This window comes from Pantoea stewartii subsp. stewartii (genome assembly GCF_008801695.1).
Classification (GTDB): Bacteria; Pseudomonadota; Gammaproteobacteria; order Enterobacterales; family Enterobacteriaceae; genus Pantoea; species Pantoea stewartii.
Window position 1 is genome coordinate 44,756 of the sequence record NZ_VZPF01000025.1, and the last position, 13,627, is coordinate 58,382.

10 protein-coding genes are annotated in these 13,627 nt (G+C 59.2%); 8 read left to right on the forward strand and 2 right to left on the reverse strand.

Annotated features, from left to right (window positions below; translation table 11 throughout):
- Positions 1 to 5: 5 nt before the first annotated feature.
- Genes F7Q90_RS09290 through cobA form a run of 4 tightly spaced genes read left to right on the forward strand, consistent with a single transcriptional unit; the run spans position 6 to position 8,323 of the window.
- Positions 6 to 794, forward strand: a complete 789-nt coding sequence (locus tag F7Q90_RS09290) for an ABC transporter ATP-binding protein (protein WP_006118921.1) — start codon at positions 6 to 8, stop codon at positions 792 to 794.
- Between the two features lie 10 nt (positions 795 to 804).
- Positions 805 to 4,878, forward strand: coding sequence for a nitrite reductase large subunit NirB (gene nirB / locus F7Q90_RS09295; RefSeq protein WP_006118922.1), 4,074 nt, complete (start codon positions 805 to 807; stop codon positions 4,876 to 4,878).
- Positions 4,875 to 7,496, forward strand: coding sequence for a nitrate reductase (locus F7Q90_RS09300; RefSeq protein ID WP_006118923.1), 2,622 nt, complete (start codon positions 4,875 to 4,877; stop codon positions 7,494 to 7,496). Before nirB ends, F7Q90_RS09300 begins: the two co-directional genes overlap by 4 nt.
- Positions 7,493 to 8,323, forward strand: a complete 831-nt coding sequence (cobA, locus tag F7Q90_RS09305; RefSeq protein WP_006118924.1) for a uroporphyrinogen-III C-methyltransferase — start codon at positions 7,493 to 7,495, stop codon at positions 8,321 to 8,323. The genes F7Q90_RS09300 and cobA overlap by 4 nt, the downstream gene beginning before the upstream one ends.
- Positions 8,324 to 8,357: 34 nt before the next feature.
- On the opposite strand, the gene F7Q90_RS09310 is transcribed toward cobA, so the two are convergent.
- Positions 8,358 to 9,170 (reverse strand): DeoR/GlpR family DNA-binding transcription regulator, encoded by an 813-nt coding sequence (locus F7Q90_RS09310; protein ID WP_006118925.1) that lies wholly within the window; start codon positions 9,168 to 9,170, stop codon positions 8,358 to 8,360.
- A 343-nt stretch (positions 9,171 to 9,513) separates the two neighbouring features.
- Here F7Q90_RS09310 and F7Q90_RS09315 point away from each other — a divergent pair, with 343 nt between their 5' ends.
- From F7Q90_RS09315 to F7Q90_RS09330, 4 genes are read left to right on the forward strand one after another with little or no spacing between them, the layout of a single operon-like run.
- The gene (locus F7Q90_RS09315) at positions 9,514 to 10,311 is read left to right on the forward strand and encodes a GolD/DthD family dehydrogenase (protein WP_006118926.1); all 798 of its coding nucleotides are present in this window, start codon (positions 9,514 to 9,516) and stop codon (positions 10,309 to 10,311) included.
- Positions 10,312 to 10,365: 54 nt separating this feature from the next.
- Entirely contained in the window at positions 10,366 to 11,301 is a 936-nt protein-coding gene (locus F7Q90_RS09320) for a D-ribose ABC transporter substrate-binding protein (protein ID WP_006118927.1), read from the forward strand.
- A 44-nt stretch (positions 11,302 to 11,345) separates the two neighbouring features.
- Positions 11,346 to 11,957, forward strand: a complete 612-nt coding sequence (locus tag F7Q90_RS09325) for a DUF2291 family protein (protein WP_006118928.1) — start codon at positions 11,346 to 11,348, stop codon at positions 11,955 to 11,957.
- 10 nt (positions 11,958 to 11,967) lie between these two features.
- Positions 11,968 to 13,515, forward strand: a complete 1,548-nt coding sequence (locus F7Q90_RS09330; RefSeq protein WP_006118929.1) for a sugar ABC transporter ATP-binding protein — start codon at positions 11,968 to 11,970, stop codon at positions 13,513 to 13,515.
- Here the strand turns inward: F7Q90_RS09330 and F7Q90_RS09335 are convergent.
- A partial coding sequence (locus F7Q90_RS09335; RefSeq protein ID WP_151160857.1) for a transposase domain-containing protein occupies positions 13,436 to 13,627 on the reverse strand: 192 nt, incomplete at its 5' end. The two genes, F7Q90_RS09330 and F7Q90_RS09335, sit on opposite strands and share 80 nt — an antisense overlap.

Genomic DNA, 13,627 nt, shown 5'->3' on the forward strand with positions numbered 1-13,627 from the left:
ACACTATGCAACCTATCATTCGTGTACAGCAGGTCAGCCAGCGTTTTACCACCTCCGGCGGCGATTTTCTGGCGCTCGATAATGTCAGCTTTGATCTTCATCAGGGGGAAACGCTGAGCCTGATCGGTCACTCCGGCTGTGGTAAATCCACGCTGCTCAACCTGATCGCCGGTTTAACCCGGCCTACCAGCGGTGTCCTGTTATGCGATAACCGCGAAGTCACCGGCCCCGGCCCTGAGCGCGCCGTTGTGTTTCAAAACCACTCGCTGTTGCCCTGGCTGACGGCTTATCAAAACGTTGAGCTGGCGGTCGAGCAGGTGTTCAAAGGCAAGATGAACAAGGCCGAAAGGCGTGACTGGATCGAGCACAACCTCAACCAGGTGCAAATGAGTCATGCCATGCATAAGCGCCCCGGCGAGATCTCCGGCGGCATGAAGCAGCGCGTCGGCATCGCACGCGCGCTGGCAATGAAACCTCGCGTGCTGCTGCTGGACGAACCCTTCGGTGCGCTGGATGCCTTAACGCGCGCGCATCTGCAGGACAGCGTCATGCGCATCCAGCAGGCGCTGAACACCACCATCGTCCTGATTACCCATGATGTGGATGAAGCCGTGTTGCTGTCCGATCGGGTGCTGATGATGACCAATGGCCCGGCGGCGCAGGTGGGCGACATCCTGACGATTGACCTGGCCCGGCCGCGTTCACGCGTGGCGCTGGCGGATGATGTGCGTTATCACCAGCTGCGTCAGAAAGTGCTGCATTTTCTCTACGAAAAACAGACCTCGGCGGCATAAGGACGACACCATGAGACAACGGTTGCTGGTTGTGGGTAACGGGATGGCGGGCATGCACATGGTGGAAACCCTGTTGCAGCTGGTGCCAACGCGTTACGACATCACCGTGATTGGCCGTGAGCCGCACGGCAACTATAACCGTGTGCTGTTGTCGCCACTGCTGGCCGGGGAAACCACCGTTGCGCAAACGCTGATCCACGATCGTGACTGGTATCACCGTCACGGCATGACCTTGCTGGCGGGAGAGACGGTGGAACAGGTGAATGTCGCTGAGCGGACCTTACGCACCGACCAGCGCCTGCTGCACTGGGACCGCCTGGTACTGGCGACCGGATCGCAGCCCTGCCGGCCGTCTGTCCCAGGCAGCGACCTGCCGCATGTCAGCACCTTTCGCACGCTGCAGGATGTGGACACTTTGCTGGCGGGGCAGGGTCCGGTCGTGGTGGTCGGCGGGGGCTTTCTGGGTATTGAAGCGGCCGCCGGCCTTCAGGCGCAGGGGCGTCAGGTTACGCTGATTCATCGTCAGTCGTGTTTGCTGGACAGACAGCTGGACGCCAGGGCAGGGGAATTACTGCTGGCTCAGCTCCGGGCGCGCGGCATTCGCTGTGAACTGAATGCCAGCCTTGCGGCGATCCGGACGGATAGCGTGATCCTCCACGATGGCCGGGTGCTGGCGGCGCGGCAGGTGGTGATGGCCATTGGTGTCCAGCCGGCAATCGCCCTGGCGCAGGCCGCCGGGATTCCCTGCCAGCGCGGCATTCTGGTGGATCGCCAGTTGCGCAGTGCGCACGCGGGAATTTATGCCGTAGGCGAATGTTGTGAAATCAGCGGCGAGACCTTCGGTCTGGTCGCGCCCTGTCTGGCCCAGGCGAAGATTCTGGCGGCGCAACTGGCCGATCGGCCTCAGGCGGATTTCTACAGCGCGGCCACGGGCACCCGTCTCAAAGTCAGCGGCATTTCTCTGTTTAGCGCCGGTGACGTTCGCGAAGCCCCGTCTGTCATTAGTTTTGACCCGATCGCCGGGCACTATCGCCGCCTGTTCCTCAAAGACGGCCGGCTGAAGGGCGTGCTGCTGTATGGCGACTGCCAGCAAAGTGGTGCGCTGCTGAACCAACTCCATAATGCCGGACCGGTTTCTGTGAATACGTTGTTCGGCCTTGATGAACCTGAAACGCAGCCGCTGGCTGCAGGAAACCCTGTGATGAGCCAAACGAAACCTGTATTAGCCGTGGTGGGTCACGGCATGGTCAGCCACCATTTTCTGGAGCAACTGGTCGATCGTAACCTGCATCAACATTATCACGTGGTGGTTTACGGTGAAGAGCGCTATCAGGCTTACGACCGGGTTCACCTTTCCGAGTATTTCACCGGTAAAACGGCCACGCAGTTGTCGCTGGTAAGCGAAGAATTTTTTGCCCAAAACGCGATTGAACTGCGTAGCGGTTGCCGGGTAGAGGCGATCGATCGCCAGCAGCGCAGCCTGCGCGACAGCGCGGGCCGTGAGCTGGCCTGGGATAAGCTGGTGCTGGCCACCGGCTCGCGCGCCTTTGTCCCCCCGGTACCCGGCCATGACGGCGAGCGCTGCTTTGTCTACCGCACGCTGGACGATCTGGATGCCATCGCAGCCTGTGCCCGCCAGAGTCAGCGCGGCGTGGTGATCGGCGGCGGGCTGCTGGGCCTGGAGGCCGCCAACGCGCTGAAGCAGCTTGGGCTGGAGACCCACGTGGTTGAGTTTGCGCCGCGCCTGATGGCTGTGCAACTGGACGAAGGCGGGGCGCTGATGCTGCGGCAAAAGATCGACGCGCTGGGCGTGACGGTACATACCGCGAAGCAGACCGAACAAATTGCCAGCCAACCTGACGGCAGTCTGGTGCTGCACTTTGCCGATGGCGGCGAGCTGGCCACCGACCTGGTGCTGTTCTCTGCCGGTATCCGTCCGCGTAATGAGCTGGCCCGCAGTGCCGACATCAGCGTGGGGCCGCGCGGCGGCATTACCATCAATGACCATTGCCAGACCAGTGACAGCGACATTTATGCCATCGGCGAATGCGCGCTGTGGAACGGGCAGATTTTTGGCCTGGTAGCGCCGGGCTACCAGATGGCGCGAGTGCTGGCCGGGCATCTGGCGGCCGAACCCGCGCAGTTCACCGGTGCCGACATGAGCACCAAACTGAAGCTGCTGGGCGTAGACGTCGCCTCCTTTGGCGATGCGCACGGCAAAACACCGGGCAGCCTGAGCTACCACTGGGCCAATGGACCCAAAGGCATTTACAAGAAGATCGTCGTGAGCGCCAACAATACACGACTGCTGGGCGGCGTGCTGGTGGGAGACAGCAGCGACTATGCCACCCTCCTGCAAACGATGTTAAATGACATGCCGCTGCCGGCAGCACCGGAAGCGCTGATTTTGCCTGTATTAAATGGCGCGCCGGCCAAAGGGTTGGGCGTCGCTGCGCTGCCGGACAGCGCCCAGGTGTGCTCCTGTCATAACGTCAGTAAAGGCGATATCTGCCAGGCGGTGCAGAGCGGCTGTGGCGAGATGGCCAGTATTAAAAGCTGCACCAAAGCGGCAACCGGCTGTGGCGGCTGCGCTGCGCTGGTAAAACAGGTGATGGAGTTTCAGCTGGAAAACCAGGGCGTCGCCGTTAAAAAAGACATCTGTGAGCACTTCGCCTATTCCCGTCAGGCGCTGTATGACCTGATCCGTATCAATGGCATCAAAACCTTTGACGAGCTGCTGGCCAGCCACGGACGGGGCTGTGGTTGCGAGGTATGTAAACCGCTGGTGGGTTCGCTGCTGGCCTCGTGCTGGAACGATTACCTGCTGAAACCGGCCCATTTACCCTTACAGGACACGAACGACCGTTACTTTGCCAATATCCAGAAAGATGGCACCTATTCGGTAGTGCCGCGCGTGCCAGGGGGCGAGATCACGCCACAGGGCCTGATCGCCATCGGCGAAGTGGCCGCGCGTTACGATCTCTATACCAAAATTACCGGCGGCCAGCGTATCGATCTGTTTGGTGCGCGACTGGACCAGTTGCCTGCTATCTGGGAAACCCTGCTGGAAGCCGGCTTTGAAACCGGTCATGCCTACGGAAAATCCCTGCGTACAGTGAAATCCTGCGTTGGCTCGACCTGGTGTCGTTATGGCGTGCAGGATTCTACCGCCTTCGCCATCGAGCTGGAGAACCGGTATAAGGGCCTGCGCGCACCACATAAAATCAAGATGGCCGTGTCCGGCTGTACCCGCGAATGTGCGGAAGCGCAAAGTAAAGATATCGGGGTCATTGCCACGGAAAACGGCTGGAACCTGTATGTCTGCGGTAATGGCGGCATGAAGCCACGCCATGCGGAACTGTTTGCCAGCGATCTGGACGATGACACGTTGATCCGGTACGTCGACCGGATTCTGATGTTCTACGTGCGCACGGCGGATCGCCTGCAGCGTACCAGCGTCTGGATGGATAACATGGAGGGCGGGCTGGACTACCTGCGTGAGGTGGTGATTCATGACAGCCTGGGGATCGCCGCCACGCTGGAACAGGACATGCAACAGGTGGTGGACACCTGGCAGTGCGAATGGCAGACCACGCTGGCCGATCCTTCGCGACGTGCGCTGTTTACCGCCACAGTGAACAGCGATCACCCGGATGAAACGCTGCACTATGCACGCGTGCGCGGACAGCGCCAGCCCCACAAGGCCAGCGGTATTCCCCTGATGCATCTGCCCGCCGAACCCTGGAGCGAAATCTGCCCACTGGAGGCCATCCCGCCAGAGGCCGGCATCGGGGCCCGTCTTGGCAGCGTCCGTATTGCTTTATTCCGTCTGGGTGATGACTGTTATGCGCTGGAGGATCGTGAGCCAGGCAGCGAAGCCAGCGTGCTGTCACGCGGCATCCTTGGCGATGTTGCCGGGGAGCCGGTGGTGATCTCTCCGCTTTACAAACAGCGGGTGCGCCTGCGGGACGGACAGAGCCTGGATAACCCTCAGCATCAACTGCGCTGCTGGCCGGTCAAACTGGAGGACGGCCAGGTGTGGGTCGCCAACCGTCCGCTTAACCTGATGGCGCAGGCATCATGAAAACCACCTGTGCTTATTGCGGTGTAGGCTGCGGCGTCGAGGTCACGCAGTCGCAGAGCGCGTCGGCTCAGGTCCGGGGCGATGCCAGTCATCCGGCGAATGCCGGGCGGCTGTGCGTGAAGGGCGCGGCGCTGGGCGAAACCCTGACACAGGCCGGACGGTTGCTGCATCCTCAGCTTCATCACCAGCGCGTCAGCATGGAGGCGGCGCTGGATGCCGCGGCTGACGGACTGCGCAGGATTATCGATACGTACGGCCCGGAGGCGGTGGCTTTTTACGGTTCCGGCCAGTTGCTGACCGAGGATTACTATGTGGCGAACAAGCTGATGAAAGGTTTTCTCGGCGTCGCCAATATCGATACCAATTCACGCCTGTGCATGGCCTCAGCGGTGACGGGCTATAAACGGGCGTTCGGCGCGGATGCCGTGCCGTGCTGTTACGAGGATCTGGATCAGGCCGAGGTGGTTATCCTGGTCGGCTCGAACGCCGCCTGGGCTCATCCGGTGCTGTTTCAGCGCCTGAAGCAGGCAAAAACGCAGCGCCCTGAGATGCAGGTTGTGGTGATCGATCCGCGCCGCACGGCCAGTTGTGAATTCGCCGATCTGCACTTACCGCTCCGGCCGGGCAGCGATCCGGCCCTGTTTTCGGGCCTGTTGCACTGGCTGGAACAGCATGGCGGCATTGACGCCACGATGCTGCCGCATCTGGACGGTGTAGACACAACCTTACAGGCCGCGCGGCAGTGGGATTGTGCGACGGTGGCAGCCCATTGTGATATCAGCCACGACATGATCGCGGCGTTCTACCGGTTGTTTACCCGGCATGAGCGCGTACTGACCTTATGGTGTATGGGCATCAACCAGTCACAAAGCGGCAGTGATAACAACAATGCCATTCTCAATGCGCATCTGCTCAGCGGCAAGATAGGCCGACCCGGCTGCGGCCCGTTTTCGCTGACCGGACAGCCGAATGCGATGGGCGGCCGGGAGGTTGGCGGACTGGCCAACCAACTGGCGGCTCATATGAGTTTCACCGCGGAAGACTGCGACCGTTTACAGCGTTTCTGGCGCAGTCCGCGTATGGCGCGTCAGCCCGGCCTGACGGCGGTCGATCTGTTCGACGCCATTGAGCGCGGGGCGATCAAAGCCGTATGGATTATGGGCACCAATCCGGCGGTTTCGATGCCAGAAGGCAATCGCATTGCCCGGGCGCTGGCTGCCTGTCCGCTGGTGATAGTGTCAGACGTACTGGCGCAAACGGATACCACCGCCTTTGCGCATATTTTGCTACCCGCGCAGGGCTGGGGGGAAAAGAACGGCACCGTGACCAATTCTGAACGCCGGATTTCCCGCCAGCGCGCGTTTATGCCCCCGGCCGGAGAAGCGAAACCGGACTGGTGGTTATTCGCCCAGGTCGCCCAGCGTCTGGGCTTTCATGAAGGTTTTGCCTGGACGCATCCGGCAGCCATTTTCCGCGAACACGCGGCGTTGTCGGGGTTTGAGAACAACGGCCAGCGCGCGTTTGATATCAGCGGTCTGGCCGGGATGAGCGACGCACAGTGGGATGCGCTGACGCCGGTGCAGTGGCCGGTCAACGCCCTCTATCCCCAGGGTTGCGCGCGGCTGTTTAGCGACCGGCACTTTTACCATCCTGATGGTAAAGCCCGCCTGTTGCCACCGGCCACGCCGCAGCCCGTCGCGTGCAGGGCGGCGTATCCGTTATTGATGAACAGCGGACGGATCCGCGATCAGTGGCACACCATGACACGCACCGGTCTGGTTCCCCGGCTCATGCAGCATTGTGATGAGCCGTTTGCAGCACTGCATCCGCAGGACGCACAACGCTATGGCCTGTGCGCAGGGGCACTGGCACGGGTGCAGTCCGACGCGGGCTGGATGACGGTGCGCGTGACACTGGACAGCGGTCTGCGACGCGGTGAGATCTTTGTCCCTATGCACTGGAACCGACAGTTCAGCCTGCAGGGCACGGTCGGCGTGCTGGTGGCCTCAACCCGCTGTCCGGTCTCGGCACAGCCTGCCTTTAAACAAACCGCCGTACGTATCCAGCCGCTCCACACCCGCTGGCAGGGCTGGCTCTGGCAGCGCGACGTAAGCCCGCCTGACGGGCTGCGCTACTGGGCGCGTACACCCTATGAGGGCGCGCAACGTTTTAGCCTGGCCGGAGACGGTTCGCCAGAACAGTGGCTCACGGCAACGATCCCGCTGGACGGGCTGCAACGGCAAACCGCCCATGCGGCGGAACCGCATTACCGCCTGCTGGCCTGGCGCAACGGAGAGCTGCAGCTGGCCTTTTATGCCGGCGCGTCGTTACCCGCGATCGATCATGACTGGGTTGCGCAGGCTTTTCGCCAGGCGCCGGCGAATGCGGCGGAACGGCATGCTCTGCTGGCGGGACAATCGGCACAACGTGCCGTGGCTGGCCGGACGATCTGTAGCTGCTTTGGCGTCGGAGAAAACACGATCTTACAGGCGATTAAACAGGGCTGTCACAGCACCCAGGCACTGGGTAACGCACTCAACTGTGGTACTAACTGCGGCTCCTGTCTGCCGGAGCTAAAACACCTTTTGCTTTCCGTTGCTGTACCGGAGGAAGAATGACGATCGCGATCAACGCTTTAGATAAACTGCTGGCGCCGGAAAACGCGTCCAGCCCGGGCAAGGTCTGGCTGGTCGGGGCCGGGCCGGGGGATGTGGAGCTACTGACAGTCAAGGCGTTGCGTCTGCTGCAATGCGCGGACGTCGTGGTCTATGATCGCCTGGTCAGCGAAGCGGTGATGGCGGAAGTCGCCAGCAGCGCGCTCTGTATCGACGTCGGTAAACAGCCGGGTCATCACGGCCTGAAGCAGGCACAGATCAATCAACTGCTGGTGGATCTGGCCGCCAGCGGGCGCAATGTCGTGCGGTTAAAAGGCGGCGATCCCTTTATCTTTGGCCGTGGCGGCGAAGAGATGGTCAGCCTGCAGCAGGCGAATATTGTCTGCGAGGTGGTACCCGGCATTACCGCCGCCGTGGGCTGTGCGGCTGCCAGCGGTATTCCGCTGACGCACCGTGACTGCGCCCAGTCATTGCGCTTTATCACTGGGCACGGGCGCAGCGGCGAACCGCAGCTGGATGCGGCGGCGCTGACCGCCACCAATCAGACGCTGGTGTTTTACATGGGGTTAAGCTGGAGCAGCGTGATTAGCGCCCGGTTACGGGAATATGGCCGCAGTGAGGCGACGCCTGTGGCAATCATTGAAAACGGTACGCGCCGGGACCAGCGGGTGCTGATCACTACGCTGGCCGGGTTGCCTGATACGGTCGAACAGCAAAAACCGGTGTCGCCGTCGTTACTGATTGTGGGCGACGTGGTGCGCTATTACCGTGCCGATCTAATGGCTGCCCAACCGCGCGAGACGGCGATGAGCGTGACGGCATCGCACTGACGATGACGGCGTCGGGGGAAAAATCAGGGACAGACTATCCTGACCGGCGGGTCGGAGTGGGCGCAACCAGCACCCTGACGCCCAGCGCTTCAAAGGCCGCAATATGCGACGGGCTGATCCCACTGTCGGTGATCAGATAGTGGATGTGGCTCCAGTCGCAGGGCAGGGCAAACATCGAGACCTTGTCGATCTTGCTGGAGTCCGCCACGACATAAACGGTACTGGCGGAGTTAATCATCGCCATTTTCACTTTAATATCGGTTTCACTGGGAAAGCTCAGGCCCAGCCGCGGCGAAATGCAGGCGGTGGCGAGAAACAGCTTTTCTGCCAGCACATTTTCAAAAAAGCTGGCCGCTTTCTCGCCCGACGTTGACAGCGTCGGAAACTTAAAGGTGCCGCCTGTCAGCAACACATTAATGCCGGGCTCACCGCCCAGTTTCAGGGCGATGTTGACGGCGGTGGTCACCACGGACAGACGGCGAATGTGGCTGATGGCATCGGCAATCGCCGTCGTTGTCGTACCGGAATCGAAAATCACCGTATCGCCATTTTCGATGTGCTGCGCGGCCAGACGACCAATGGCGTCTTTCTCTTCCAGATGCGTCTGACGTTCAAGCTGCAACAGGCCGGTGTTCTGCTTGCCGGTCACCAGCGTTGCGCCACCATGATAGCGTTGTACAAACCCCTGTTTTTGCAGCATGCGCAGGTCGGTCCGCAGCGTGGCCTCGGTAAGCCCAAAGGTTTGGGTTAACGCTTTAACCGTTACCGTGCCGTCTTCCCGAATCATCTCTAAAATCTTTTCACGCCGCTGCTGCATTTCAGCTAACTGCTCAGTTTTGCTTTTCAATCGAAATGCTCCCTCTTTTACTTGCATCGGGCTTCGTGCATTCACGCGCTGTGAAAGAGTTTACCTTGCCGGTTTCGCGTTGGCGAGTGAGCCCCGACTCTCTGTGTGTTTTCGAACGAAAATGAATATGACTTATTGTCGCCTCCTGTCTCTCACCCTGTCACCGTTTGCACCGCCTGTTTCACGGGATCTGTAATCTGGATCACGGGATTTTAACGGGCTGTCGCTGCCTGAAGGGCATTTTCGCGAAATTTGATCTTAGCCACATTAACCATCAATTCGATAGCATATATTTTTTTTCGAAAATGATTGTGGGGAATTAAAAACCTGAGAGGACAGTCGGATGAGCAGTGAATATGACGTTAACCTGCGTTATGGCGTAGACAACAACATGGATCTCAGCGGCAAAGTAGCCGTGGTGACGGGCGGTCTGGGCGGCATTGCCATGGCCAGTAACGAGATGTTGTTGAAGAAAGGGGCTCGCCTGGCGCTGCTTTATCCGCCTTTTGAAGCCGAAAAAGCGGAACACCTGCGTGAGACGTTCGCCGGTCAGCCGGTGCAGCTGGTGTGCTGTGATGTGACGGAACCTGCCGACGTTGAACGGGCGTTCGGGGAGGTGGAAAACCACTACGGACATATCGACATTCTGGTGAACTGCGCGGGCTATGTGATGCTCCAGCCGGTGCTGGACACCGAATTTGCGGAATGGCAAAAGCAGATCGCCGTCAATCTGACCGGGCCTTTTCTGTGCTCGCAGGCAGTGGCGAAACGCATGGTCCGGGCTGGCAACGGCGGCAAGATTATTAATATCGCCTCTCAGGCGGCCTCCATCGCTATCGACAACCATGTGGCCTATACCTCGGCGAAAGCTGGCCTGCTGGGTATGACAAAGGTGATGGCGAAAGAGTTCGCCCCGCACCGCATTAACGTCAATACCTTATCACCGACGGTGGTACTGACGCCCATGGGCGAAAAAGCCTGGCGCGGTGAGAAGGGCACAGAAATGAAAAAACTCATCCCCTTAGGCCGCTTTGCCTATACCGACGAAATTGCCGCCGCCGTCCTGTTCTTTGCCAGCAATGGCAGCGACATGATCACCGGTGCTGACCTGATGATCGACGGTGGATTCACCATCTGGTAAGGCGACCGGCCCGTCATCTTTTCCCTGCCACAACGATAATAGCGAGACATCACCATGAAAAAAACGACGTTGCTCTGTACTTCGATTGCCGCCTGCCTATTTTCCCACGCGGCGCTTGCCGTGGAAAAGGGCACCATCATGATTTTGGTTAACTCCCTGGATAATCCCTATTACGCCTCAGAAGCGAAGGGGGCCAATCTGAAAGCGCAGGAACTGGGCTACAAAACCTCGGTGCTGTCTCATGGTGAGGATGTCAAAAAACAAAACGAGCTGATCGATGCGGCCATCGGCAAAAAAGTGCAGGGCATCATTCTGGATAACGCGGACTCGACAGCCAGCGTCGCGGCCATTAAGAAAGCGAAAGACGCCGGGATACCGGTGGTGTTAATCAATAGCGAAATCCCGGTAGACGATGTGGCGCTGGAACAAATCACCCATAACAATTTTCAGGCCGGTTCGGATGTGGCCAACGTGTTTGTCGAGAAAATGGGTGAGAAAGGCAAGTATGCCGAGCTGACCTGTAACCTCGCAGACAATAACTGCGTCACCCGTTCAAAATCCTTCCACCAGGTGCTGGAACAGTATCCCGATATGCAAAGCATCGCCCGTCAGGATGCCAAAGGCACGCTTATCGACGGCAAACGCATCATGGACAGCATTTTACAGGCCCACCCGGACGTAAAAGGGGTGATTTGCGGTAATGGTCCGGTTGCGCTGGGCGCGATTGCCGCACTAAAAGCGGCAGGCCGCAACGATGTGGTCGTGGTCGGGATTGACGGCAGCAATGACGAGCGTGATGCGGTGAAAGCCGGGACCTTAAAAGCCACCGTCATGCTGCAGGCCCAGGCGATTGCCGCGCAGGGCATGACTGACCTGGATAACTACATCCAGAAGGGCGTCAAGCCGGAGAAACAACGTGTGATGTTCCGCGGCATTCTGATCACGCCAGACAATGCCAAAAACGTACAAGATTTTAACTACAAGTCGTAATTCACGCGTATTGCGCCCGTCTTTACGGGCGCCAGGGAGAATGTATGTACAACCGACTCTGTCTGATACTGGTGGTCGCCGCGCTGAGCGGCTGCCGTATTGTCTCGCAGCAGGAACTGGCCGATCTCAAGAATCCCCCCAATCCGCACATGGCCAACATCCACGCCCTCTGGCAGCAGAAGCTGGTTCCGCAGATCGTCGCTCAGGCTAGACCGCTGGGCGAGTTGATGCAGCGGCTGCAGGCAGAGAAGGATCTGGACAGCGCCTGTAAGGCGCTCGGCTATCGCTCACAAAGCGAAAACCCCTGTGTCTTTAGTGTCAGTGTCAGCGGCGATGTCACGGCGCTGGAGACCACCTCGCGCAACGGCAAAATGAAAGTCAAAGATGCATCAGGTGACACTGTCACTATTCAGGCGGGCCCGATTATTCGTGGTACGGCGCTGCGGGATGCGTATAAAGGCATCAGCTATCAGGACTTCAACAATCAGGACCTGTTCAGTGATTTTGGCAAAGCCATTAATCAGCAGGCCGTCAACATGATGAAGGACAGCCATATCAAAACCGGTGATCACGTCCAGGTGGTAGGGGTGTTCAGTAGTTGGGATATTCCGCGCGCCCTTCCTGCTATCACGCCAGCCCAGATTACGCGTCAGTGAGGAGGTGATCATGCCTGAAGCGCAACCGCAAGACGACGTCATTATTGAAACGCGTGGCCTGTCACGCGTGTATCCCGGTGTGACCGCGCTGGATCAGGTCAATTATCGGGTGTATCGCAACAAAGTAAATGTGCTGATCGGGGAGAACGGCGCAGGCAAATCCACCATGATGAAGATGCTGGCGGGGGTTGAAACGCCCTCATCAGGTGAAATCTGGCTGGATGGCAAGCCGGTTACGCTCAGTTCCACTCATCAGGCTGAGAAGTTGGGCATCAGCATTATTTTTCAGGAACTGAACCTGTTCCCCAATATGAACGTGATGGACAACATCTTTATCGCCAACGAATTCTTTCAGCGCGGCGTCATCAATGAAAAGTACCAGTATCAGCTGGCTCAGGCGCTGCTGGAGCGGCTGGAGCTGGACGTCGATCCCTGTGCGCCGCTGGATGAGTTGGGCATTGGTCATCAACAACTGGTAGAGATCGCCCGGGCGCTGTCAAAGGACACGCGCGTGCTGATCATGGACGAACCCACCAGCGCCCTGAGTCAGTCGGAAGTCAAAGTGCTGTTCAACGTGATTGAGCAACTCAAGCGACGTGGTGTCACCATCATTTATATCTCCCATCGGCTGGAAGAACTGATGGAAATTGGCGACCACATCACCATTTTCCGGGACGGGCGCTTTATTGCGGAACGGGAGGTGCGCGAGGCCAGCGTGCCCTGGATCATTGCGCAAATGGTGGGCGACAAGACAAAACATTTCGACTATCAGCCTGCCGTACAGGGCGAAACGGTACTGAAAGTCGACGGGCTGACGGCGCTGCATCAGAACGGCGGTTACCGCCTGAATGCAGTCAGTTTTAGCCTGCGCAAAGGCGAGGTGATTGGGATTTATGGTCTGCTGGGTGCCGGGCGAACGGAGCTGTTTAAAGGTCTGATCGGGCTACAGCCCTGTCAGGACGGGCATATCTGTCTGGGTGAGCAGCGACTGGATACCTGTAATTTTCAGCAGCGGCTCAGGCGTGGGATTGCGCTGGTGCCGGAGGATCGCAAGGGCGAAGGCATCGTGGGGTTGATGTCGATCACCGCCAACATGACGTTGTCCGATCTCAGCCTGCGCGGGTTTCGACGCGCGCTGAGCCTCGTAAACCCTGAACGGGAGCAGCAGCGGGTGAATGACATGATTCGGCAGCTGGCCATTAAAGTCAGCGACAGCGAACTGCCCATCACCTCGCTGAGCGGCGGCAACCAACAGAAAGTGGTGCTGGGCAAAGCGCTGATGACCGGTCCTCAGGTCGTCCTGCTCGATGAACCCACGCGCGGCATTGATGTGGGCGCCAAAACCGATGTGTACCACCTGATTGGTCAGCTGGCGCAACAGGGGCTGGCGGTCATGTTTTCGTCGTCTGAACTGGATGAGGTCATGGCGCTGGCCGATCGCATTCTGGGTAAGCGTCGCATTCAGACCGTATTGACGTTCAGGCAGAGGGAAGCTCGACCTTCCATGGCAGCAGATCGCGGACCCGGTTCACCGGCCAGTCCTGTATATGACCGATGACGTAACGCAACCACGTCTCGGGGTCAACGCCGTTAAGCCGGCAGGTGACGATCAGAGAGTAGAGGATCGCCGCACGTTCTCCGCCTGTATCTGAACCGGCGAACAGCCAGTT